Below are 25,725 nucleotides of genomic sequence, written 5' to 3' on the forward strand. Positions count from 1 at the left end.
GGTTCATTATGATGTAATCATCAAATTTAGTGAACGGAGTTTTCCCCATGTCCCAAACCAATGTCATCGCAAGAGTTATCTCCCTCAGTGGTGAAGCCTTTGCCAGGGATGCTGCTGGCAAAATGCGTCGTCTCAAGGTCGGGGATGTGGTCCGTGAAGGGGAGAGCGTTGATGCCGGAAACGCTTCTCAGGCGATACTGAAGCTTGCGGATGGCAGGGAAATTTCGGTACGCCCGGGCGAGGTCGTCCGAATCGATGCCGAAGTGGCTGCGTCGATCAAGCCTGACGCCATGGATAGTGCGCTGAGTAGCGATGGTGGTGGCTTCAAGAACGTAGCCAAGGCGCTGAACTCAGGCAAAAGTCCTGATGAGCTGATCGAAGAAGAGGAGCCTGCGGCGGGCATCCCCGGGGGGCGCGGTAACGAAGGCCACACCTTTGTTGAACTTCTGCGGGTCGCCGAAACAGTTGATCGCCAATCAACGCACCGGATTGACGGTTTCTCGGATCGTGTTCCGGGAGGGGAGGGGCGGGCCGCAGTCATCCTGGGCTCTGAACTGACGATCACGGTTGTTGCGCCGGACAACACCAACGATACAACCCCGACAATCACCGGGCAAACCCAGTTGGCGGCAGGGAGCAGTATTACGCTGACCATCAAGGATAGCGCCGGCGCGACGCAAATCCTGACCGCGTTGGTTGCTGCGGATGGCAGTTTCAGCGTGGATGTTCCCGTGGCATTGCCGGATGGTGGCTATTCCGTTGTTGCGACGGGTATCGATCTGCTTGGTAATACAGGCTACGGCTACGACACCGGTTCTGTAGATGCGACGCCGCCCGCTCTGAGCGTGCAACTGGATCCGAAGTCGGATACTGGTCAGTTGGGGGACAATGTCACTCTGGATAACACGCCAAGCATTATTGGTACTGGAGAGCCGGGGGCGACCGTTAATATTACGATGCCCGGAACTGGCGAGCATCTCAGCACCGTGGTCGGGGCAAGCGGGACGTGGAGCCTGACGCCGACCCAGCCGATCGGCGAAGGAAGTGTGGTTATTGTAGTTACCGCTACTGATAGTGCCGGCAACATCACCAGCAAACCCTTGAACATCACGATCGACACGGTCCAACCGGTACTGCCGGAGATCAGCAGTGCGACGGACGACGTGGGCAGCATCCAGGGCACGCTGGCCAACGGTGCAAAGACGGACGATCCGACCCCGACGCTGAACGGGACGGGCGAGATCGGCTCGACGATCAAGATCTACGACGGCAGCAACCTGCTGGGCAGCACGGTGGTGGATGGCAACGGCACCTGGCGCTTCACGCCGGGGACGGGTCTGGGCGAAGGGCAGCACAACTTCACGGCGGTGTCGGAAGACAAGGCCGGGAACCGGAGCGGGCCGAGCAACACCTACGGGCTGGAACTCGACTTCACGGCGCCGATACCTCCGGAAATCACCAGCGTGCTGGACGACGTCGGTGCGGTGCAAGGCGCGCTGCAAGTGGGTGCGACGACGGACGACGCCAAGCCGGAAGTCAAAGGCTCGGCGGAGCCTGGCGCGACGGTGCAAGTCTATGACGGCACGACGCTGCTGGGCAGCACGGTGGCCGGCGCCAACGGCGCCTGGACCTTCACGCCGGAGAAACCCCTGCTGACGGGCCTGCACAACCTGACGGCCGTGGCGGTCGACGCCGCCGGGAACCCCAGTTTGCCAAGCAATGCCTTCGGCTTCACGCTGATCGGTAGCGGCGCACCCGCTGCGCCGGTGATTGTGAATGTGCTGGACGACGTGGATCCGATCATCGGCAACGTCGCGAAGAGCACGGGGATCACCAACGACGCGAACCCGGAAATCAAGGGCACGGCGGAAGCCGGTGCCAAAGTGACGCTCTACGACGGGACGAGCATCCTGGGCAGCGTGGTAGCAGACGCCAAGGGCAACTGGAGCTTCACGCCGACCACGGCCCTGCTCGACGGCGTACACAACATCACGGCGACGGCGACCAACGCGGCCGGCAACGTCAGCCCGAGCACGGGCATCTACGACTTCACGGTGGACACGACGGCGCCGCTGGTGCCGACCATCACCAGCGTGGTGGACGACGTCGGTCTGATCAAGGGGCTGATCACGAACGGGACGGTGACCGACGACACGACGCCGACGGTCAATGGCACGGGCGAAGCCGGTGCGACGATCAAGATCTATGACGGCACGACGCTGCTGGGCAGCGCCCTGGTCGGGGCGAGCGGCAGCTGGAGCTTCACGCCGACGACCGCGCTGTCGAACGGCGGACACAGCCTGGCCGCGACGCAAACGGACGTGGCCGGCAACACCGGCCCGGTCAGTGGTAGCGTCAGCTTCACGATCGACACCAGCACGGTGACCTCACCGACGATCACCTCGGTGCAAGACGACGTCGGGACGATGACCGGCGCGGTGGCGCAAAGCGGGACGACGGACGACACCAAGCCGACGATCATCGGCACGGCACCGGCAGGGACGACGATCCACGTCTATGACGGGACGGTGCTGCTGGGCAGCACGGTGACGGATGCCTTTGGCAGCTGGAGCTACACGCCGGGCACGGCCCTGGCCGACGGGGCGCACAGCTTCACGGCGACGGCGACCAATGCGGCGGGCACGGTGAGTGCGCCGACGGCCGCCTACGCAATCACGATCGACACGGTCCAACCGGTACTGCCGGAGATCAGCAGTGCGACGGACGACGTGGGCAGCATCCAGGGCACGCTGGCCAACGGTGCAAAGACGGACGATCCGACCCCGACGCTGAACGGGACGGGCGAGATCGGCTCGACGATCAAGATCTACGACGGCAGCAACCTGCTGGGCAGCACGGTGGTGGATGGCAACGGCACCTGGCGCTTCACGCCGGGGACGGGTCTGGGCGAAGGGCAGCACAACTTCACGGCGGTGTCGGAAGACAAGGCCGGGAACCGGAGCGGGCCGAGCAACACCTACGGGCTGGAACTCGACTTCACGGCGCCGATACCTCCGGAAATCACCAGCGTGCTGGACGACGTCGGTGCGGTGCAAGGCGCGCTGCAAGTGGGTGCGACGACGGACGACGCCAAGCCGGAAGTCAAAGGCTCGGCGGAGCCTGGCGCGACGGTGCAAGTCTATGACGGCACGACGCTGCTGGGCAGCACGGTGGCCGGCGCCAACGGCGCCTGGACCTTCACGCCGGAGAAACCCCTGCTGACGGGCCTGCACAACCTGACGGCCGTGGCGGTCGACGCCGCCGGGAACCCCAGTTTGCCAAGCAATGCCTTCGGCTTCACGCTGATCGGTAGCGGCGCACCCGCTGCGCCGGTGATTGTGAATGTGCTGGACGACGTGGATCCGATCATCGGCAACGTCGCGAAGAGCACGGGGATCACCAACGACGCGAACCCGGAAATCAAGGGCACGGCGGAAGCCGGTGCCAAAGTGACGCTCTACGACGGGACGAGCATCCTGGGCAGCGTGGTAGCAGACGCCAAGGGCAACTGGAGCTTCACGCCGACCACGGCCCTGCTCGACGGCGTACACAACATCACGGCGACGGCGACCAACGCGGCCGGCAACGTCAGCCCGAGCACGGGCATCTACGACTTCACGGTGGACACGACGGCGCCGCTGGTGCCGACCATCACCAGCGTGGTGGACGACGTCGGTCTGATCAAGGGGCTGATCACGAACGGGACGGTGACCGACGACACGACGCCGACGGTCAATGGCACGGGCGAAGCCGGTGCGACGATCAAGATCTATGACGGCACGACGCTGCTGGGCAGCGCCCTGGTCGGGGCGAGCGGCAGCTGGAGCTTCACGCCGACGACCGCGCTGTCGAACGGCGGACACAGCCTGGCCGCGACGCAAACGGACGTGGCCGGCAACACCGGCCCGGTCAGTGGTAGCGTCAGCTTCACGATCGACACCAGCACGGTGACCTCACCGACGATCACCTCGGTGCAAGACGACGTCGGGACGATGACCGGCGCGGTGGCGCAAAGCGGGACGACGGACGACACCAAGCCGACGATCATCGGCACGGCACCGGCAGGGACGACGATCCACGTCTATGACGGGACGGTGCTGCTGGGCAGCACGGTGACGGATGCCTTTGGCAGCTGGAGCTACACGCCGGGCACGGCCCTGGCCGACGGGGCGCACAGCTTCACGGCGACGGCGACCAATGCGGCGGGCACGGTGAGTGCGCCGACGGCCGCCTACGCAATCACGATCGACACGGTCCAACCGGTGCTACCGGAGATCAGCAGTGCGACAGACGACGTGGGCAGCATCCAGGGCACGCTGGCCAACGGTGCAAAGACGGACGACCCGACCCCGACGCTGAACGGGACGGGCGAGATCGGCTCGACGATCAAGATCTACGACGGCAGCAACCTGCTGGGCAGCACGGTGGTGGATGGCAACGGCACCTGGCGCTTCACGCCGGGGACGGGTCTGGGCGAAGGGCAGCACAACTTCACGGCGGTGTCGGAAGACAAGGCCGGGAACCGGAGCGGGCCGAGCAACACCTACGGGCTGGAACTCGACTTCACGGCGCCGATACCCCCGGAAATCACCAGCGTGCTGGACGACGTCGGTGCGGTGCAAGGCGCGCTGCAAGTGGGTGCGACGACGGACGACGCCAAGCCGGAAGTCAAAGGCTCGGCGGAGCCTGGCGCGACGGTGCAAGTCTATGACGGCACGACGCTGCTGGGCAGCACGGTGGCCGGCGCCAACGGCGCCTGGACCTTCACGCCGGAGAATCCTCTGCTGACGGGCCTGCACAACCTGACGGCCGTGGCGGTCGACGCCGCCGGGAACCCCAGTTTGCCAAGCAATGCCTTCGGCTTCACGCTGATCGGCAGCGGCGCACCCGCTGCGCCGGTGATTGTGAATGTGCTGGACGACGTGGATCCGATCACGGGCAATGTGGCGAAGAGCACGGGGATCACCAACGACGCGAACCCGGAAATCAAGGGCACGGCCGAAGCCGGTGCCAAAGTGACGCTCTACGACGGGACGAGCATCCTGGGCAGCGTGGTAGCAGACGCCAAGGGCAACTGGAGCTTCACGCCGACCACGGCCCTGCTCGACGGCGTACACAACATCACGGCGACAGCGACCAACGCGGCCGGCAACGTCAGCCCAAGCACGGGCATCTACGACTTCACGGTGGACACGACGGCGCCGCTGGTGCCGACCATCACCAGCGTGGTGGACGACGTCGGTCTGATCAAGGGGCTGATCACGAACGGGACGGTGACCGACGACACGACACCGACGGTCAATGGCACGGGCGAAGCCGGTGCGACGATCAAGATCTATGACGGCACGACGCTGCTGGGCAGCGCCCTGGTCGGGGCGAGCGGCAGCTGGAGCTTCACGCCGACGACAGCGCTGTCGAACGGCGGACACAGCCTGGCCGCGACGCAAACGGACGTGGCCGGCAACACCGGCCCGGTCAGTGGTAGCGTCAGCTTCACGATCGACACCAGCACGGTGACCTCACCGACGATTACCTCGGTGCAAGACGACGTCGGGACGATGACCGGCGCGGTGGCGCAAAGCGGGACGACGGACGACACCAAGCCGACGATCATCGGCACGGCGCCGGCGGGGACGACGATCCACGTCTATGACGGGACGGTGCTGCTGGGCAGCACGGTGACCGACGCCTTTGGCAGCTGGAGCTACACCCCGGGCACGGCCCTGGCCGACGGGGCGCACAGCTTCACGGCGACGGCGACCAATGCGGCGGGCACGGTGAGTGCGCCGACGGCCGCCTACGCAATCACGATCGACACGGTCCAACCGGTAGTGCCGGAGATCAGCAGTGCGACAGACGACGTGGGCAGCATCCAGGGCACGCTGGCCAACGGTGCAAAGACGGACGATCCGACCCCGACGCTGAACGGGACGGGCGAGATCGGCTCGACGATCAAGATCTACGACGGCAGCAACCTGCTGGGCAGCACGGTGGTGGATGGCAACGGCACCTGGCGCTTCACGCCGGGGACGGGGCTGGGCGAAGGGCAGCACAACTTCACGGCGGTGTCGGAAGACAAGGCCGGGAACCGGAGCGGGCCGAGCAACACCTACGGGCTGGAACTCGACTTCACGGCGCCGATTCCCCCGGAAATCACCAGCGTGCTGGACGACGTCGGTGCGGTGCAAGGCGCGCTGCAAGTGGGTGCGACGACGGACGACGCCAAGCCGGAAGTCAAAGGCTCGGCGGAGCCTGGCGCGACGGTGCAAGTCTATGACGGTGCGACGCTGCTGGGCAGCACGGTGGCCGGCGCCAACGGCGCCTGGACCTTCACGCCGGAGAATCCTCTGCTGACGGGCCTGCACAACCTGACGGCCGTGGCGGTCGACGCCGCCGGGAACCCCAGTTTGCCAAGCAATGCCTTCGGCTTCACGCTGATCGGCAGCGGCGCACCCGCTGCGCCGGTGATTGTGAATGTGCTGGACGACGTGGATCCGATCACGGGCAATGTGGCGAAGAGCACGGGGATCACCAACGACGCGAACCCGGAAATCAAGGGCACGGCCGAAGCCGGTGCCAAAGTGACGCTCTACGACGGGACGAGCATCCTGGGCAGCGTGGTAGCAGACGCCAAGGGCAACTGGAGCTTCACGCCGACCACGGCCCTGCTCGACGGCGTACACAACATCACGGCGACAGCGACCAACGCGGCCGGCAACGTCAGCCCGAGCACGGGCATCTACGACTTCACGGTGGACACGACGGCGCCGCTGGTGCCGACCATCACCAGCGTGGTGGACGACGTCGGTCTGATCAAGGGGCTGATCACGAACGGGACGGTGACCGACGACACGACACCGACGGTCAATGGCACGGGCGAAGCCGGTGCGACGATCAAGATCTATGACGGCACGACGCTGCTGGGCAGCGCCCTGGTCGGGGCGAGCGGCAGCTGGAGCTTCACGCCGACGACCGCGCTGTCGAACGGCGGACACAGCCTGGCCGCGACGCAAACGGACGTGGCCGGCAACACCGGCCCGGTCAGTGGTAGCGTCAGCTTCACGATCGACACCAGCACGGTGACCTCACCGACGATTACCTCGGTGCAAGACGACGTCGGGACGATGACCGGCGCGGTGGCGCAAAGCGGGACGACGGACGACACCAAGCCGACGATCATCGGCACGGCGCCGGCGGGGACGACGATCCACGTCTATGACGGGACGGTGCTGCTGGGCAGCACGGTGACCGACGCCTTTGGCAGCTGGAGCTACACCCCGGGCACGGCCCTGGCCGACGGGGCGCACAGCTTCACGGCGACGGCGACCAATGCGGCGGGCACGGTGAGTGCGCCGACGGCCGCCTACGCAATCACGATCGACACGGTCCAACCGGTAGTGCCGGAGATCAGCAGTGCGACAGACGACGTGGGCAGCATCCAGGGCACGCTGGCCAACGGTGCAAAGACGGACGACCCGACCCCGACGCTGAACGGGACGGGCGAGATCGGCTCGACGATCAAGATCTACGACGGCAGCAACCTGCTGGGCAGCACGGTGGTGGATGGCAACGGGACCTGGCGCTTCACGCCGGGGACGGGTCTGGGCGAAGGGCAGCACAACTTCACGGCGGTGTCGGAAGACAAGGCCGGGAACCGGAGCGGGCCGAGCAACACCTACGGTCTTGAACTCGACTTCACGGCGCCGATACCCCCGGAAATCACCAGCGTGCTGGACGACGTCGGTGCGGTGCAAGGCGCGCTGCAAGTGGGTGCGACGACGGACGACGCCAAGCCGGAAGTCAAAGGCTCGGCGGAGCCTGGCGCGACGGTGCAAGTCTATGACGGTGCGACGCTGCTGGGCAGCACGGTGGCCGGCGCCAACGGCGCCTGGACCTTCACGCCGGAGAATCCCCTGCTGACGGGCCTGCACAACCTGACGGCCGTGGCGGTCGACGCTGCCGGGAACCCCAGTTTGCCAAGCAATGCCTTCGGCTTCACGCTGATCGGTAGCGGCGCACCCGCTGCGCCGGTGATTGTGAATGTGCTGGACGACGTGGATCCGATCACGGGCAATGTGGCGAAGAGCACGGGGATCACCAACGACGCGAACCCGGAAATCAAGGGCACGGCCGAAGCCGGTGCCAAAGTGACGCTCTACGACGGGACGAGCATCCTGGGCAGCGTGGTAGCAGACGCCAAGGGCAACTGGAGCTTCACGCCGACCACGGCCCTGCTCGACGGCGTACACAACATCACGGCGACAGCGACCAACGCGGCCGGCAACGTCAGCCCGAGCACGGGCATCTACGACTTCACGGTGGACACGACGGCGCCGCTGGTGCCGACCATCACCAGCGTGGTGGACGACGTCGGTCTGATCAAGGGGCTGATCACGAACGGGACGGTGACCGACGACACGACACCGACGGTCAATGGCACGGGCGAAGCCGGTGCGACGATCAAGATCTATGACGGCACGACGCTGCTGGGCAGCGCCCTGGTCGGGGCGAGCGGCAGCTGGAGCTTCACGCCGACGACCGCGCTGTCGAACGGCGGACACAGCCTGGCCGCGACGCAAACGGACGTGGCCGGCAACACCGGCCCGGTCAGTGGTAGCGTCAGCTTCACGATCGACACCAGCACGGTGACCTCACCGACGATCACCTCGGTGCAAGACGACGTCGGGACGATGACCGGCGCGGTGGCGCAAAGCGGGACGACGGACGACACCAAGCCGACGATCATCGGCACGGCACCGGCAGGGACGACGATCCACGTCTATGACGGGACGCTGCTGCTGGGCAGCACGGTGACCGACGCCTTTGGCAGCTGGAGCTACACCCCGGGCACGGCCCTGGCCGACGGGGCGCACAGCTTCACGGCGACGGCGACCAATGCGGCCGGCACGGTCAGTGCGCCGACGGCCGCCTATGCGATCACGATCGACACGGTCCAGCCGGTGCTGCCGGAGATCAGCAGTGCGACAGACGATGTCGGCAGCATCCAGGGCACGCTACAGAACGGCGCGAAGACGGACGATCCGACCCCGACGCTGAACGGGACGGGCGAGATCGGCTCGACGATCAAGATCTACGACGGCAGCAACCTGTTGGGCAGCACGGTGGTGGATGGCAACGGGACCTGGCGGTTCACGCCGGGGACGGGGCTGGGCGAAGGGCAGCACAACTTCACGGCGGTGTCGGAAGACAAGGCCGGGAACCGGAGCGGGCCGAGCAACACCTACGGGCTGGAACTCGACTTCACGGCGCCGATACCCCCGGAAATCACCAGCGTGCTGGACGACGTCGGTGCGGTGCAAGGCGCGCTGCAAGTGGGTGCGACGACGGACGACGCCAAGCCGGAAGTCAAAGGCTCGGCCGAACCGGGCGCGACGGTGCAAGTCTATGACGGCACGACGCTGCTGGGCAGCACGGTGGCCGGCGCCAACGGCGCCTGGACCTTCACGCCGGAGAATCCTCTGCTGACGGGCCTGCACAACCTGACGGCCGTGGCGGTCGACGCCGCCGGGAACCCCAGTTTGCCAAGCAATGCCTTCGGCTTCACGCTGATCGGTAGCGGCGCACCCGCTGCGCCGGTGATTGTGAATGTGCTGGACGACGTGGATCCGATCATCGGCAACGTCGCGAAGAGCACGGGGATCACCAACGACGCGAACCCGGAAATCAAGGGCACGGCGGAAGCCGGTGCCAAAGTGACGCTCTACGACGGGACGAGCATCCTGGGCAGCGTGGTAGCAGACGCCAAGGGCAACTGGAGCTTCACGCCGACCACGGCCCTGCTCGACGGCGTACACAACATCACGGCGACGGCGACCAACGCGGCCGGCAACGTCAGCCCGAGCACGGGCATCTACGACTTCACGGTGGACACGACGGCGCCGCTGGTGCCGACCATCACCAGCGTGGTGGACGACGTCGGTCTGATCAAGGGGCTGATCACGAACGGGACGGTGACCGACGACACGACGCCGACGGTCAATGGCACGGGCGAAGCCGGTGCGACGATCAAGATCTATGACGGCACGACGCTGCTGGGCAGCGCCCTGGTCGGGGCGAGCGGCAGCTGGAGCTTCACGCCGACGACCGCGCTGTCGAACGGCGGACACAGCCTGGCCGCGACGCAAACGGACGTGGCCGGCAACACCGGCCCGGTCAGTGGTAGCGTCAGCTTCATGATCGACACCAGCACGGTGACCTCACCGACGATCACCTCGGTGCAAGACGACGTCGGGACGATGACCGGCGCGGTGGCGCAAAGCGGGACGACGGACGACACCAAGCCGACGATCATCGGCACGGCACCGGCAGGGACGACGATCCACGTCTATGACGGGACGGTGCTGCTGGGCAGCACGGTGACGGATGCCTTTGGCAGCTGGAGCTACACGCCGGGCACGGCCCTGGCCGACGGGGCGCACAGCTTCACGGCGACGGCGACCAATGCGGCGGGCACGGTGAGTGCGCCGACGGCCGCCTACGCAATCACGATCGACACGGTCCAACCGGTGCTACCGGAGATCAGCAGTGCGACAGACGACGTGGGGAGCATCCAGGGCACGCTGGCCAACGGTGCAAAGACGGACGACCCGACCCCGACGCTGAACGGGACGGGCGAGATCGGCTCGACGATCAAGATCTACGACGGCAGCAACCTGTTGGGCAGCACGGTGGTGGATGGCAACGGCACCTGGCGCTTCACGCCGGGGACGGGTCTGGGCGAAGGGCAGCACAACTTCACGGCGGTGTCGGAAGACAAGGCCGGGAACCGGAGCGGGCCGAGCAACACCTACGGGCTGGAACTCGACTTCACGGCGCCGGCAATCAGTGATCAGTCCTTCAGCTATGCCGAAGATCAGCTTGCTGGCGCACTCGTTGCCACTGTTATGGTGACTGATGGCAATGGAGTTACGGCTTATCAGTTCAAATGGTCGGACAATAGCTTCCACTCGACTTCCGAGGATGGCTTCTTTGCCGTGAATGCCCAGGGGCAGATTTCCCTTACGGCAAGCGGCGCCTCGTCGCGGGCCAACGATTTCGAGACTTCAGCCAATACCTGGAACTATGTCGTCGTTGCGCTTGATGCTGCCGGCAATTACAACCTGGCAACCGTGTCGCTCAGCGAAACCAATCTTAACGATACCGCTCCATTTGTTGGAAATGCTGTTGCAGTCAATATTTCCGAGGAGGGCTTGAGCGGGGCTTTTGCCGATGCGGCCGGTGCGCCTGATACCACGGATCTGCTGGTAGCGAACGGTACGGTGACGGTTTCCGACCCCGACGGCAACGGTACGATGCTGACCCTGAGTGCACCGAGCAACGGGCTGAGTTCGGATGGCGTCCTCCTTACCTGGTCCGGAGACGGGACTTCGCACCTGATCGGCTATGGTGGCGCATCGGGGACGACACCGATCATCGACGTGACGATCGATAACACCGGTGCCTACAAGGTGACCCTGCTCGGGCCGGTTGATCAGGCGACGGGCAATGGCGAGAATGTTCTGACTGTCAATTTTGGCGTCAATGCGACGGACGGGACCTGGACAACAAGCAATCCCACGGCAATCACCGTCAACATCGAGGACGACTCGCCGCTGGCCAATCCGGTTTCGACGGTGGTGGTTGGTACGGCCACGGTCAACAGCAACCTAATGTTCGTTCTCGATCTTTCCGGCTCGATGAGCAGCGCGAGCGGGATGGAAGGGTTGGATCGCTTGCAGGCCACGGTTGCTGCAATCCGCGAGGTGCTCGAGCAATACGGGAGTATCGGCGACGTGATGGTCAATATCACGACCTTCGGTTCAACCGCTACCGGTGGAACCTGGATGACGGTATCCCAGGCCGAGACTTTCCTTGATTCGGTGTCGGCCAATGCCGGCAATACCAACTACGATGCGGGGCTGGCTGCGGCAATGTCGGCGTTTTCCGGTGGCGGCAAGCTGAGTGGCAGCAACGTCCAGAATGTGCTGTATTTCCTGTCGGATGGAGCCCCAAATCGTGGCGACGGAAATACCAGTCAACTGGTCAATGCCGATGGTGGCAGTGGCGACGGCGGGATCCAGGCGGCCGAGCAGACTATCTGGACGAACTTCCTGTCGGCCAACGATATCAATGCCTTCGCGGTCGGTCTGGGGACCGGAGTGACCGTGGCTAACATGAGTCCGGTTGCCTACGACGGCATCAATAATCAGGAACGTGACGCCATTTCGGTCACCGATCTGAGTAATTTGAGTGCGACGCTGACCTCGCTGGTGCAGAGTACGGTGAGCGGTTCGATCATGACGACCGGCGGCTTCGGTGCCGATGGCGGTTATCTGAGTGCCATCGATTACGGCAATAACACCTTCAGCTTCGATGGCAACGGTACTCTCATCCGCAGCGGTAGCGGCAGCACGGCCTACAGTTTCGATAGCGCAACGCATGTGTTGAGTCTGCAGACTGCAGGCGGCAATTTCGTGATCGACATGGATACTGGCATCTACAGCTTCCTGAGCAGTATCGGAACAACGGTGACCGAGGAGGTGTTCGGCTATACGATGACCGACAACGATGGCGATGCAGCCTCGGCCCAGTTCGTGATCGACTTTGCCACCGTCGGGCGGGCGCCGATCGCACGTGACGACAGCGTGATCGTTGCCAGTGGCAGGGCGAACGGCAATGCGGTAACGCTCGAGGATTCCTGGTTGCTGTGGAACGACTCCGTTGTCTCGGGTAAGGACTTGTCAATCAGTTCGGTCAGCAATGCGACCTCGCATGACGCAGGTCAGATCATCGATGCGGTATCTGCCTCCAGTAACGGAACGGGAAGCTTCGGCTATCTGATTTCGGATGGTACGCAAACCGACGATGCTTCGGTGACGATTGCCACGCGCAATACCCACTACCTCTATGGTACCGGGATTGACGACATCATTGTCGGTGACGGCGCTGATGAAATACTGCGTGGCTATGCCGGCAACGATGTGTTGGTCGGCAATGCCGGCAATGACTATCTCTATGGTGGTGAAGGCGCTGACTGGCTGCTGGGCGGGGCCGGTAACGACTATCTGTACGGTGAGGCCGGCAATGACCGGTTGGCTGGCGGGGCGGGCAATGACAACCTGACTGGTGGAGCTGGTGCTGATCTGTTTGTCTGGAACTATGCCGACCGGGGTAATCCCGGATCGCCGGCGACCGATACCGTGACCGACTTCTCGACGAGCACGGCCGGCGAGGCGTTGGATCTGCGCGATCTGCTGCAGGGTGAAAACCATGTCGCCGGGATCGGTAATCTGGCCAGCTATCTGGATATCACGACCAGTGGTTCGAGCACGGTGATCCGCGTCAGTTCGGCGGGGGGCTTCTCGAACGGCAATTATCAGGCCGGCGCCGAAGATCAGCGGATCACGCTGTCCGGCGTCAATCTCTACTCAAGTTACGGAGTCGCTGCCGGGGATGACGCGAGCCTGATTCAGAAACTGCTCGATAACGCCAAACTGAGAGTCGACTAGCTGGTTGCCGGATATTTGATCCCCTGTGCCGGATGGGGCTTCCATCCGGCTTGGCGCGTGGCAGACAGATTGTCTGCCACGCGCTTCTTTTCTCAGGAAGGTGTACGAAAAATGGACAAACCAGGCGGTCGACCGCTAAAAAATGGTAAAAACCGGGTGTTCCGGGGGCTTCAGTCCTTTACCGGCTTGACCAGGCTGGCTGCCTGCTTGGCCCGGCTGCGTGCCTGGTCGGTATCGTCGCCGTTGGCGACGGCAACGCCCATGCGGCGTTTGACGAAGGACTCCGGCTTGCCGAACAGGCGGATGTCGCTGCGCGGCACCGACAAGGCTTCGGCGACGCCTTCGAAAGCGATGCCTTTTTCTTCCATGCCGCCATAAATGACGGCCGAGGCGCCGGGCTCGCGCAGCGCGGTGTCGACCGGCAGGCCGAGGATGGCGCGGGCGTGCAGCTCGAATTCGGAAAAGCGCTGCGAGCACAGCGTGACCAGACCGGTATCGTGCGGACGCGGGCTGACTTCGGAGAACCAGACCATGTCGCCCTTGACGAACAGTTCGACGCCGAACAGGCCGCGCCCGCCGAGGTTGCCGGTGACGGCGGCAGCAATTTCCTGGGCGCGCTGCAGTGCGCCTGGCGTCATCGCCTGCGGCTGCCAGGACTCGACGTAATCGCCGGATACCTGAACGTGGCCGATCGGCTCGCAGAAATGGGTTTCGACCTCACCGGAGGCGCCGCGGGCACGGACCGTGAGCAGGGTGATTTCGTAATCGAAGTCGATGAAGCCCTCGACGATGATGCGCCCGGAATTGACCCGGCCGCCGCTGGCCGCGTAGTCCCAGGCCTTCTGCACGTCGTCCGGGCCGCGCAGCAGCGACTGGCCCTTGCCGGACGAGGACATCACCGGCTTGACGATGCACGGGTAACCAATGCCGCCATCGATGGCAGCCTGCAACTCCTCCAGGGAGTCGGCAAATTTGTAGGGCGAGGTGGCCAGGCCGAGTTCTTCGGCGGCCAGGCGGCGGATGCCTTCGCGATTCATGGTCAGCTTGGTGGCGCGTGCGGTCGGGATGACTTCAGCGAGGCCGGCGGCCTCGATCTCGACCAGCATGTCGGTGGCGATGGCTTCGATTTCCGGCACGATCAGGTGCGGCTTTTCCTGCTCGACGAGGCGGCGCAGCGCGGCGCCATCGGTCATCGAAATGACATGGGCGCGATGCGCCACCTGGTGGCCCGGCGCATCCGGGTAGCGGTCCACGGCGATCACCTCGACGCCCATACGTTGCAATGCTATGATCACCTCCTTGCCGAGCTCGCCTGAGCCGAGAAGCATGACGCGCAGGGCGCTGGGGGAAAGCGGGGTGCCGAGTTTCATAAGGTTCTCCTGGTGGATGCCGGTTCAGCCGGCTTCCGGCTGAAAATCAGCCCCCGAATTTATGTGCAGCGCGGCAGCGAGTCAAGGCGGTTTGGGGATCTTTCTTGCAAACCCTAATGTGTGTTCAACCAGCTCGTTCCATGTCCCTTACTCTTCCCCGCAACATCGAACGCTTCCTGCTGTCACCCTGGTCATTGTTGCTGGCGGTGTTGCTCGCCTTTGTCCTGAACAGCTATTCGCTGCCGCTCACCGATGTCGATGAAGGCGCCTTTTCCGAAGCAACGCGCGAGATGCTCGAACGCGGCAACCTCGTCTCGCCGACCCTCAACGCGCAGCCGCGTCACGACAAGCCGATCCTGATCTACTGGGCGCAAGCGGCCACGGTCAGCCTGCTCGGGCCGACCGAGTTCGGCTTCCGCCTGCCTTCGATCCTCGCCGCGATGCTCTGGATGTGGGCGCTCTACCGCTTCTGCCTGCGTCATGGCGACCGCACGACGGCGCTGGTCGCGACGCTTGCGATGGCCTTGTCCCTGCAGGTCGGCCTGATCGCCAAGGCGGCGATTGCCGATGCCTTGCTCAATCTGTTCATCTGCCTGGCGCTGTTTGGCGTCTACGACTACTTCGTTGCGGTGCGGGCCGGGCAGGGCGTGCGTGAAAGCCGCCGCCTGCTGGCGTGGACCTATGCCGTGCTCGGTCTCGGCTTCCTGACCAAGGGGCCGGTCGCGGTGATGTTCCCGCTGCTGATCGGCAGCCTGCTCTTCGTCTCGGCCGGCCACTGGCGGGCCTGGTTGCGCGCTTTGTTCTGGCTGCCCGGCTGGGCGCTCTTCCTGGCCATCGTCGTGCCCTGGCATGTGATGGTCTATCTCGATCAGGGCGATGCCTTCTTCCGCGGTTTTTACCTGAAACACAATGTCGACCGCTACACCAGCACGCTCGAAGGCCACGGCGGCAATCCTTTCTATTACCTGATCGCGCTGCCTTTCGTGCTGTTGCCGTTCACTGGCTGGCTGCTGGCGATCGGCGGCAAGCTGTGGACGGGTATCCGCAGCAAATTGCCGGAAGGCGATTTCGAGCGTTTCCTGCTGATCTGGTTCGGCGTCGTTTTCGTGTTTTTCTCCTTCTCGCGCACGCAGTTGCCGCATTACCTGCTTTACGGCTGCACGCCGCTGTTCATCCTGCTGGCGCGCCACCGCCTCGATAGTGAGCGGCGCCTGCTCGCCTTCCTGCCGCAGATCCTGTTCGGCCTGCTGCTCGCTTTCCTGCCGCAGATTCTCGAGTTTGCCGCCAGCCGCACGACGCGGCCGCTGGAAATGGCCTTGCTGAACGAGTTGACCGCTGGCTTTGCCGATGTGTCGCGCTGGCTGCTTGTTGTCTTTGCCGTGCTGGTCGTGGCACTGGCTTTCTGGCGCCGCCTGCCGGTCTGGCAAGGCTTGGTGCTGGCCGGTTTCCTGCAGGCGCTGGTGGTATTCGGTGTCGTCTTCCCGGTCGTGCTCGATGCAACGCAGGGGCCGGTACGCGAGGCTGGGCGAGTGGCGCGGCAGAGCGGCGAGAAGGTTGTGCTCTACAAGCTTTATCAGCCCAGTTTCAGCGTTTACCGCCAGGCGGTGACGCCCTCCGGCAAGCCGGAGCTTGGCGAACTGGTACTCGTGCGCAGCGATCGTTACGGCGAGTTGCAAAAGGATGTGGCGCCGCTGCAGATAGACGAAGTCTACAAGCGCGGCTTCCTCGTTCTCGGCCGGGTGGTTGCCGGTCCGGCCCAATGAGCGACTACGGCCGCACCGACGACGAACGCCTGTTGCCCTGGCTGGCGCTTGGCCTGGCGCTGCTGGCCGGTGTTTTTGTCCTGACCCAGGGCTGGTTCGGCGGCTTTCGCGAAGCGCAGGCGGTCAGCAGTCATTTGCCGGGCTGGTTCTGGCAGTCGCTGACCGTGCTCGGCGACGAGCGCGTCCTGCTCGCCCTGATGCTGCCGTTTTGCCGGCGTTATCCGCGGGTCTTCTGGAGCATCATCGTGGCGGCGGTGATCGGCGGGTTGGTTTCGCGCGGCATCAAGATCTGGCTGGAAATGCCGCGGCCGGCGGCGATGTTCGCGGCCGACCAGATCACCATCCTCGGTATTCGACTGACCAGCAAGAGCTTTCCGTCCGGGCACACGGTATCGGTGTTTTCCTTCGTCTCCGTCTGGCTCGCCATCGGCGGCTGGCGCCGCCTGTGGCCTTTGTTGCCTCTGGCGGCACTGGTCGGCTTTTCTCGCGTGGCGGTGGGGGCCCACTGGCCATTCGATGTGCTGATTGCCGCAATCATCGGCGTGCTTGGAGCCTGGGCCGGCGTGCAACTTGCCCGGCAATGGCGCTGGGGCCTGCGTGTCCGGCCGCATCGCGGCCTGGTCTGCATCGCTGCGCTGGCGGTCGCGACCCTGCCGTTTGAGAGCCAGGGCTATCCCGATTCATTGGCGGTGCGCCTGCTGGTCTGCGCCTGGGGCCTGAGCGCTTTCGCCATTCACTACCTTTTGCCACTGCTGCGCGGCGGCTGGCGCGGTGGCGTGCAGTCGGACAGCGAGGCCTAGGCTCTGTAACAAAAGCTTAACCGCCACGTCACCCGGCTTTCATGGCCGGGTTCTATCGTGGCGACATGCCACGGGTCAGATCAGTCTTTTTATCCGATATCCACCTGGGTACGCGAGCGTGCCAGGCGGATTGCCTTCTCGATTTCCTGCGCGAGTATTCCGCCGAGCAGACCTACCTGATCGGCGACATCATCGACTTCTGGTCGATGAGCCGCGGCATCCACTGGACGCAGGCGCAGAACACCGTCGTCCAGAAACTGCTGCGCCGGGCCCGCCACGGCGAGCGCGTCGTCTTCATTCCCGGCAATCACGACGAGGCGCTGCGCGACTACTGCGGCATCATCTTCGGCGAGATCGAGGTGGTCGATGAGTTGATCCACGAGATGGCCGACGGCCGTCGCTTCCTGCTTATTCATGGCGACGTCTTCGATCAGGTGACGCGGCATCATCGCTGGGTCGCCGTGCTCGGCGACAAGGCCTACGACCTGCTGGTCCGCCTCAATCACTGGCTGTCCTGGGGCCGGCGCAAGCTCGGCCTGGCCGGTTACTGGTCGCTCGCCGGCTACGCCAAGCGCAAGGTCAAAACGGCGCTCAATTTCATTTTCGATTTCGAGGAATCGGCCATCCATCACGCCAAGGAGCGTGGTCTGGACGGCGTCATCTGCGGCCATATCCACTGGGCGACGATCCGCGAAATCGATGGTCTCAGCTACGTCAATTGTGGCGACTGGGTCGATTCATGTACGGCCATCGTCGAGCATTTCGACGGTCGCCTCGAACTGGTTGCCTGGGGCATGCAGGCGGCGCAGCCCGCCCTCGCGGCGCCGGTCGCTGAAACTGCGGAGGTCTGAATGCGTGTCCTGATGGTGTCCGATGTCTATTTTCCGCGGGTCAACGGGGTGTCGACCTCGATCGAGACCTTCCGCCAGTGTTTGCGCGAACTCGGTGTCGAGGTTCGTCTGGTCGTGCCGCGCTATGGCGACGAACCGGACGAAGAAGGCATCATCCGCGTTGCCGGCCGGCCGGTGCCGGGTGATCGCGAAGATCGCCTGGTCGGCTGGCGCGCTATGCACAAGGCAGTGCTCGCCGCCGCGGCCGATTGCGACCTGATTCACGTCCAGACGCCTTTCGTCGCCCATTACGCCGGCCTCAAGGCGGCGCGCCGCCTTGGCTTGCCGGTCGTGGCGACTTATCACACGCTGTTCGAGGAATACCTGCAGCACTACGCGCCCTTTCTGCCCGGTGGCTGGTTGAAGGGGCAGGCGCGCGCCTTCTCGCGGCGCCAGTGCAATGCGCTGGATGCGGTGGTCGTGCCGTCTACGGCGATGCAGCAGCGCCTGCTTGCCTATGGCGTTACCGCGCCGCTGCATGTGCTGCCGACCGGCATTCCGCTCGCCCGTTTCGGGCGTGGCAACGGGGCTGCCTTTCGCGCCGAGCATGGCATTCCGCTCGGCCAGCCGGTGGCGCTCTTCGTCGGTCGTGTCGCGCACGAGAAGAATATCGGCTTCCTGCTCGAAGCCATGCTGCGCACCCGCGACATGCGTGCGGATGCGCTGCTGCTGATTGCCGGCGAAGGCCCGGCAATGAACGATCTCAAGGAGCGGGTGCGGCAGCTCGGCCTGCTTGATGCGGTGCGTTTCATCGGCTATCTCGACCGCCAGCAGGCCTTGCCGGACTGTTATGCGGCAGCCGATGTCTTCGTTTTTGCCTCGCGTACCGAAACCCAGGGCCTGGTCCTGCTCGAAGCGATGGCGGCCGGTTTGCCGGTCATCGCGCTTTCGGAGATGGGTACCACCGATATTCTCGCTCCGGGGCGCGGCGCTTACTCGCCGTCAGCCGACGCAGCGGCTTTCGGCGAAGTGCTGGGTTACTTTTTCAATCAGCCGCTTGCCTGGCGATACCTGGCAGAAGAAGCGCCGGCCTATGCCGCGGAGTGGTCCGATGCCGCAATGGCGGCGCGCCTTGCGGCGCGTTATCGCGAACTCGCCGGGCGGGAAAATGCCGTTTCCGAGGCGTTGACCGTCGCGGCAACCTGATCGTCGCGGCGCTTTTCCGGGAGTTGGCAGCTGCCGGAAAAGCTTGTTATTAAGAACCGTTCGCATTTATAATCGCTTCAGCCAGCCAGAACTCTGACCGCTGACGGAGAAATTTTCCGCCCTGCCGGTCCGGGATGCCAGCCAGACATCCCTTAGACGAGTTGCCATGGCTGCCAAATTTTCCCTGCGTTTTCTTTGTCCGTCGCGCGCTTTTGCCGCGGCAGCCGACTCGCGCTCGCTCGACCCCGAACTGGCTGCTGCGCAGCGGCGCAGTGCCTGGCGAAAACTCCTGCTCAAGCTGCACTGGATCAGCTCGGCGCTGTGCCTGCTCGGCATGCTCCTGTTCAGCGTCACCGGCATCACGCTCAATCACGCCGCGCAGATCGAGGCCAAGCCGCAGATCACGCGCAGTACGCTGCCCTTGCCGGCCGACTTGCTGCCTGGTTTGCAAGGCCTGGCGGCAGCAGCGCCGGCGCGTTTGCCGCCAGCGGTCGACGCCTGGTTGGGCGCCAATTTCCACGTTGACCTGAGCGCAGCCAGTCCGGAATGGTCGGCCGAGGAAATCTACCTGCCGCTGCCGCGACCGGGCGGCGACGCCTGGCTGCGCATCGGACTCGAAGACGGCGAGGTTGAATACGAACTGACCGAGCGCGGCTGGATTTCCTGGCTCAACGACCTGCACAAGGGGCGCCATACCGGCGGCGTGTGGAGCCTGTTCATCGATCTATTTGCGCTGGCCTGCCTGTTCTTCTCGGCCACCGGCTTGCTGCTGCTCCAGATGCAGGCCGGACAACGGCCCTCGACCTGGCCGCTGGTCGCTTTCGGTTGCCTGCTGCCGGCACTCATTGCCCTGCTTTTCATTCATTGATCCCCACGGAGAATTTCATGCAAAAACGCAAACTCCTGCTCGCGGCCGTACTGGCCAGCGCGCTGCCGGCGCTGGCGGCGGAGTTGTCGGTCAAGATCGACATTCCGCAACTGGCTGTCGCCGAGTATCACCGCCCCTACATCGCCATGTGGCTGGAAAAAGCCGACGGCGGCCAGGTCACGCAACTGGCCGTGTGGTACGACCAGAAAAAGAAGGACAACGGCGGCACCAAATGGCTCAAGGACATGCGCCAGTGGTGGCGCAAGGGCGGCCGCGACCTGGAAGTGCCGCTCGACGCGGTGACCAGCGCGACGCGCGCGCCCGGCCTGCATAGCCTGAACTTCGTCGCCGGCAAGGCGCCGCTCGGCCAGTTGGCGGCCGGCGAATACACGCTGTTCGTCGAAGCCTCGCGTGAAGCGGGCGGCCGCGAAGTCGTCCGCGTGCCGCTCAGCTGGCCGCCCAAGGAAGCTCGCTCGACCGGCAGCAAGGGCCAGGAAGAGCTGGGCAATGTCACCGTGCAACTGAAACCCTGATTTCTTCGGAGGAAACACCATGCATTCCCTGACTCGCTCTTTTCTCGCCGTCGCCTTGCTGGCTTCGGTTTCGGTGGCACACGCACATCGCACCTGGCTGCTGCCCTCGGCCGCCCAGGTGGACGGCAAGGATCCCTGGGTAACGGTAGACGCTGCCGTTTCCGAGGATTTGTTCGAACTCGGCGCCAATGCCCTCAAGCTCGACGGCCTGAGCATCACCGATCCGGATGGCGGCGCCGTGCAGCCGAACCAGACCTTTACCGGCAAATATCGCAGCAGTCTCGATCTCAAGCTGGCCAAAAGCGGCACCTACCGCATTTCCCTGGTCAGCGAGACGGCCATGGCCAGCTACAAATTGAACGGCGAGATGAAGCGCTGGCGCGGCAATGTTGCCGATCTGAAAAAAGAAATCCCGGCCGAGGCCGAGGAACTGGCGGTGAGCACGACGTTTGGCCGTCTGGAAACCTTCGTCACCGCCGGCAAGCCGAACGCCACCGTGCTCAAACCGGTGGGCAGTGGCCTGGAACTGATTCCGCTTGATCACCCGAGCGAATTCCTGGTCGGCCAACCGGCCCGCTTCCGCCTGCTGCTCGACGGCAAGCCGCTGCCCGGCCTGACCGTCGCCGTGGTGCCGGGCGGCGTCAAGTATCGCGGCGTGCTCAAGGAAACGGCGCTGACCACCGATGCCAAGGGCGAATTCACGGTCAATTGGCCGATGCCGCAGATGTACTGGATCAACGCCGGCTACCCGGCGCGCGTCACTGTGCCGGAAGGCCAGCCGCGCCCGCCCATGCCGGCCAAGCGCTACAACTACAGCGGCACTTTCGAGGTTCTGCCGCAATAAGTCTGCGTTACGGGCGCGTCCGGCTGCGGTCGGCGCGCCCATTTGCTTGCGTGCTTGCTTGATGCGGCCAAGCCCGGGCATGCGCGCGTGCTTCTCCCGTTTTTTCCGCTTCGGTCGGCCACTGTCTGCCGTACTCGATAGCGTTTCCTGGATGTTCGATGCTCTGGATGCTTGAACCGGCGCGCGGCGTGGCTGCCGCGCTGCTGACCCTGGCCTATCTTGGCTTGTGCTGGTGGGCCTGGCGGCGCCGGGCGCACTTTCCTTTGCCTGCGGCAAATGCCGACTGGACGGTGGCCTACGCCAGCCAGACCGGCACGGCCCAGGCCCTGGCGCAGCGTACGGCGCTGGCGCTCGAGCGCAGCGGTGCGACGGTGTGCTGCCTGCCGCTCGATCAACTCGCTGCGGCCGGGCTGCAGGCCGGCGGCCGTTTCCTGTTCGTCGTCGCCACAAGCGGCGAGGGCGATGCGCCGGATAACGCGCGGCGTTTTGTCCGCGACCTGTTTCCCGAAACTCTCGATCTGGCCGGCGTCGAATTCGCGCTGCTCGCGCTGGGCGATCGCAACTACCGGCATTTCTGCGGCTTCGCCGCACGTCTCGAAAACTGGCTGCTGGCGCAGGGCGCGCGGCAGCGTTTTGCCCGTATAGAGGTCGATCGCGGCGACGCGGCGGCGCTTGCGGCCTGGCACGAGCGTCTGGCCGAACTCGGTGCGGCCGCGGAATTTGCCGAAGCGGCCGACGATTTTCGCCCCTGGCGGCTGGTCGACCGCCGGCACCTCAATCCGGGCAGCGCCGGCGGCGAGGTTTATCAGCTCGAATTTGCGCCGACAGGGGCAACGCCGCACTGGACGGCCGGCGACCTGGTGCAGGTCCGGCATGGCGCCGATGCCGCTTGTCAGCGCGACTACTCGCTGGCCTCGCTGCCCGAAGAGGGCGGCCAGGTCCGCCTGCTCGTTCGCCGCCATATCCGGGCCGACGGTTCGTGCGGTGTGATGTCGGGCTGGCTGACGCGGGATCTGTCGCTGGGCGCCGAGGTCGCCATGCACCTGCGCCCGCATCCGGCCTTTCATCTCAACGCCAACCGCTTCCGGCCATTGATCTGCATCGGCAACGGGGTCGGTCTGGCCGGCCTGCGCGCCCTGCTCGCCAGCCGGATTGCCACCGGTGTAGACGACAACTGGCTGCTTTTCGGTGAACGCCATGAAAAGCATGATTTTCACTGGCGCAGCGAGTTGACCGGCTGGCAAGGCGCCGGCTTTCTCGCCCGGCTCGATGCGGTGTTTTCGCGCGATGCCGGCGACGGGCGTTACGTGCAGGATTGCCTGGCCGCCAACGGCGAGTTGTTGCGGCAGTGGCTGGCACGCGGTGCGGCGGTCTATGTCTGCGGCAGCCGGCAGGGCATGGCCGAAGGCGTGGACAGGGTGCTGCGTGATTTATTGGGTAAGGAAGCGGTCGACCGTCTGGCGGACGAAGGACGCTATTGCCGCGATGTTTTTTGACCGACAATTTTTAACGGCTTGTTACAAAGCGTTGCATCTGCGGATGAGAATCGTTATCATGTAAGCGTTAAGTAAATCAGCCAGCCATCTGCCAGGGCCGCCTCGTGCGGCAAGCGCGGAACGCCAGCCAAATCCGGTTAAATCATCAATAGGAAAAGGCTCATGGCGCACATCCGCAGTCGTAAACACACGCATTCTTCCCACCTGCTGGCACTCTTCGCCGCCACCTTGCCGGCTGCGGCAATGGCGCAGGAAACCGAAACCTCGCTGCCGCCGATGACGGTCAAGGCAGCCGCCGATGTGCCGTTCAAGGCCGAGAAATCCGCCAACAGCAAGCTGACCCAGCCGCTGCTCGATACGCCGCAGACGGTGCAGGTGATCAAGAAGGAAGTCCTGCAGGAGCAGGGCGCGACCTCGCTGATGGAAGCCCTGCGCAACACACCGGGCATCACCATGCAACTCGGCGAGAACGGCAATACCTCGGCCGGCGATACTTTCCAGATGCGCGGTTTCTCGACGCAGACGGCAACCTTCGTCGACGGCATTCGCGACCTCGGCGCCGTGTCGCGCGACGTCTTCAACATCGAGCAGATCGAGGTCGTCAAAGGCCCGGCCGGTTCCGATATCGGCCGTGGCGCATCCTCCGGCTACATCAACCTGATTTCCAAGCTGCCCGGTCTCGACAGCATCAATACGGCTTCGGTCGCAGTCGGTACAGCCAACAAGACGCGCCTGAGCGCCGATTTCAACCAGAAGGTCGGCGAAACCGCTGCCGTGCGCGTCAATGTCATGGCGCAGGATGGTGGTGTCGACGGTCGTGATGAAGTCAAGAACAGTGGCATCGCCATTGCGCCGGCCTTTGCGCTCGGCCTCGGCACACCGACCCGTTTCTACTTCTACTCGCAGCACGTGCGTCAGAACAACACGCCGGACGGTGGCATCCCGACCATCGGCGTTGATGGTTTTGTCAGTACCAATGCCTTCCTCAAGAATGGCGGCAAGGTCGATCGCGAGAATTACTACGGCAGCAAGAACGATTACGAGAAGGTCGATGCCGACATGGTCACCGCCAAGTTCGAGCACGATCTCAGCAACGGCGCCACGGTCCGCAACATCACCCGTTACGGCATCACCAAGATGGATCGCGTGATGACCGGCATCAACACGCTGGCCGCCACCTCGGCCGATCCCTCGACATGGACCGTCGCCCGCCTGCGCCAGCGCACCGACCAGGAAAACGAGATTTTCGCCAACCAGACCAGCCTGAACGCCGAATTCGCGACCGGTTTCGTCAAGCACTCGCTGGCGGCCGGTGTCGAGCTGATGTATGAGCGTCAGAAAACCCGCAGTTTCGGCACGGGTGCCGCGACCATCAACGGCGTCACCTATGCGGCGATCGCCAATCCGGTGGCCAATCTCTACAACCCGGATTCCTCGACTACGCTCGGTACGCCCTACGCGACCGGTGCCTATGTCGACGGCAAGACGACCACCGCTGCCTTCTACCTGTTCGACACGCTCAAGCTGTCCGAGCGCTGGATGATCAACGGCGGCTTCCGTGCCGAGCATTACAAGACGACGACCGAAGGCCGCACCGTGGTTACCGCCAATAACCTCTTGCTGTACCCGGGCTACGCGGTGAACGACCTGGCGCCGGACAATCTCGAAGTCTCGGACAACCTGTTCAGCTGGAAGGTCGGTGCGGTCTACAAGCCGGCCGCCAACGGCAGCATCTACGCTGCCTACGCCAACTCGCTGACGCCGCCGGGCGGCGCCAACTTCGCGCTGTCGGCTTCGTCGTCGAGCACCAGCAATCCGGCCTTCGATCCGCAGGAAACCATCAACATGGAAATCGGCACCAAGTGGGATCTGCTCGACAAGCGCCTGAACCTGGCCCTGGCCGTCTATCGCACCGAGAACGACAAGCAGGTTTCCTACAACGCGGTTGATAGCACCTACTCGCAATTCGGCAAGACACGCGTTGAAGGCGTCGAATTGTCGGCGGTCGGCCAGCTGACCAATTTCTGGCAGGTTTCGGCCGGCATCGCCCAGATGCGTACCAAGGCGCTCGACAACTACAGCTTCAGCACGACCAACGGTGTGACCTCATCGACCGGCGTGCGCTGGTCGCCCGACCTGACCGCGACCTTGTGGACCTCCTACACGCTTGGCGATCTGACCCTGGGCGGTGGCGTGCGCTATGTGTCTGAACAGAAGCGCCTGATCACCGGCGATTCGGCGGCGGCCACCAACATGCCGAACATCCCGTCCTACTGGGTGACCGACTTGATGGCGGCTTACAAGCTCAGCAAGAACACTAACCTGCGTCTCAACGTCTACAACCTGTTCGACGAGGAATACATCAGCACCCTCAACAACAGCGGGGCGCGGATGACGCTGGGCACGCCGCGTTCGGCGATGTTGAGCGCAAATTTCACCTTCTGACCGGTTCGCCGGTTGTTCAGGCCCCGCCTACCAGGCGGGGCCTTTTGTCAAAGAGGAGTCCG

Annotated in this window: 11 protein-coding genes; 10 read left to right on the top strand and 1 reads right to left on the bottom strand. The window is 64.3% G+C overall.

All coding sequences use genetic code 11. The annotated features are described in order from the left end of the window. Positions 1-47 precede the first annotated feature (47 nt). Positions 48-13,508, top strand: coding sequence for a retention module-containing protein (locus tag KIG99_RS13240; RefSeq protein ID WP_226460585.1), 13,461 nt, complete (start codon positions 48-50; stop codon positions 13,506-13,508). 170 nt (positions 13,509-13,678) lie between these two features. Here the strand turns inward: KIG99_RS13240 and purT are convergent, their stop codons facing one another. Then, positions 13,679-14,878 (bottom strand): formate-dependent phosphoribosylglycinamide formyltransferase, encoded by a 1,200-nt coding sequence (gene purT, locus KIG99_RS13245; RefSeq protein WP_226460586.1) that lies wholly within the window; start codon positions 14,876-14,878, stop codon positions 13,679-13,681. A gap of 140 nt (positions 14,879-15,018) precedes the next feature. Between purT and KIG99_RS13250 the strand changes: the two genes are divergently transcribed. From KIG99_RS13250 to KIG99_RS13290, 9 genes are all read left to right on the top strand, one after another. Then, entirely contained in the window at positions 15,019-16,641 is a 1,623-nt protein-coding gene (locus KIG99_RS13250) for an ArnT family glycosyltransferase (protein ID WP_226460587.1), read from the top strand. Further along, a complete protein-coding gene (locus tag KIG99_RS13255) occupies positions 16,638-17,441 on the top strand; it encodes a phosphatase PAP2 family protein (RefSeq protein WP_226460588.1) in 804 nt (267 codons plus the stop codon). Before KIG99_RS13250 ends, KIG99_RS13255 begins: the two co-directional genes overlap by 4 nt. 65 nt (positions 17,442-17,506) lie before the next feature. Next, on the top strand, positions 17,507-18,292 hold the full coding sequence (locus KIG99_RS13260) for a UDP-2,3-diacylglucosamine diphosphatase (protein ID WP_226461828.1): 786 nt from the start codon (positions 17,507-17,509) through the stop codon (positions 18,290-18,292). Beyond that, positions 18,293-19,477 carry a glycosyltransferase gene (locus KIG99_RS13265; protein WP_226460589.1) on the top strand — a complete coding sequence of 395 codons (1,185 nt, stop codon included), beginning with the start codon at positions 18,293-18,295 and terminating at the stop codon, positions 19,475-19,477. It abuts the gene before it with no gap. Between the two features lie 166 nt (positions 19,478-19,643). After that, entirely contained in the window at positions 19,644-20,345 is a 702-nt protein-coding gene (locus KIG99_RS13270; protein WP_226460590.1) for a PepSY-associated TM helix domain-containing protein, read from the top strand. Between the two features lie 17 nt (positions 20,346-20,362). Next, a complete protein-coding gene (locus tag KIG99_RS13275) occupies positions 20,363-20,878 on the top strand; it encodes a DUF2271 domain-containing protein (protein WP_226460591.1) in 516 nt (171 codons plus the stop codon). Between the two features lie 19 nt (positions 20,879-20,897). Then, positions 20,898-21,722 carry a DUF4198 domain-containing protein gene (locus KIG99_RS13280; protein ID WP_226460592.1) on the top strand — a complete coding sequence of 275 codons (825 nt, stop codon included), beginning with the start codon at positions 20,898-20,900 and terminating at the stop codon, positions 21,720-21,722. 158 nt (positions 21,723-21,880) lie between these two features. Beyond that, the gene (locus tag KIG99_RS13285) at positions 21,881-23,218 is read left to right on the top strand and encodes a sulfite reductase subunit alpha (protein WP_226460593.1); all 1,338 of its coding nucleotides are present in this window, start codon (positions 21,881-21,883) and stop codon (positions 23,216-23,218) included. Between the two features lie 162 nt (positions 23,219-23,380). Further along, positions 23,381-25,663, top strand: a complete 2,283-nt coding sequence (locus KIG99_RS13290; RefSeq protein WP_226460594.1) for a catecholate siderophore receptor Fiu — start codon at positions 23,381-23,383, stop codon at positions 25,661-25,663. The last annotated feature ends 62 nt before the right edge of the window (positions 25,664-25,725 follow it).

This window comes from Quatrionicoccus australiensis (genome assembly GCF_020510425.1).
GTDB lineage: Bacteria > Pseudomonadota > Gammaproteobacteria > Burkholderiales > Rhodocyclaceae > Azonexus > Azonexus australiensis_A.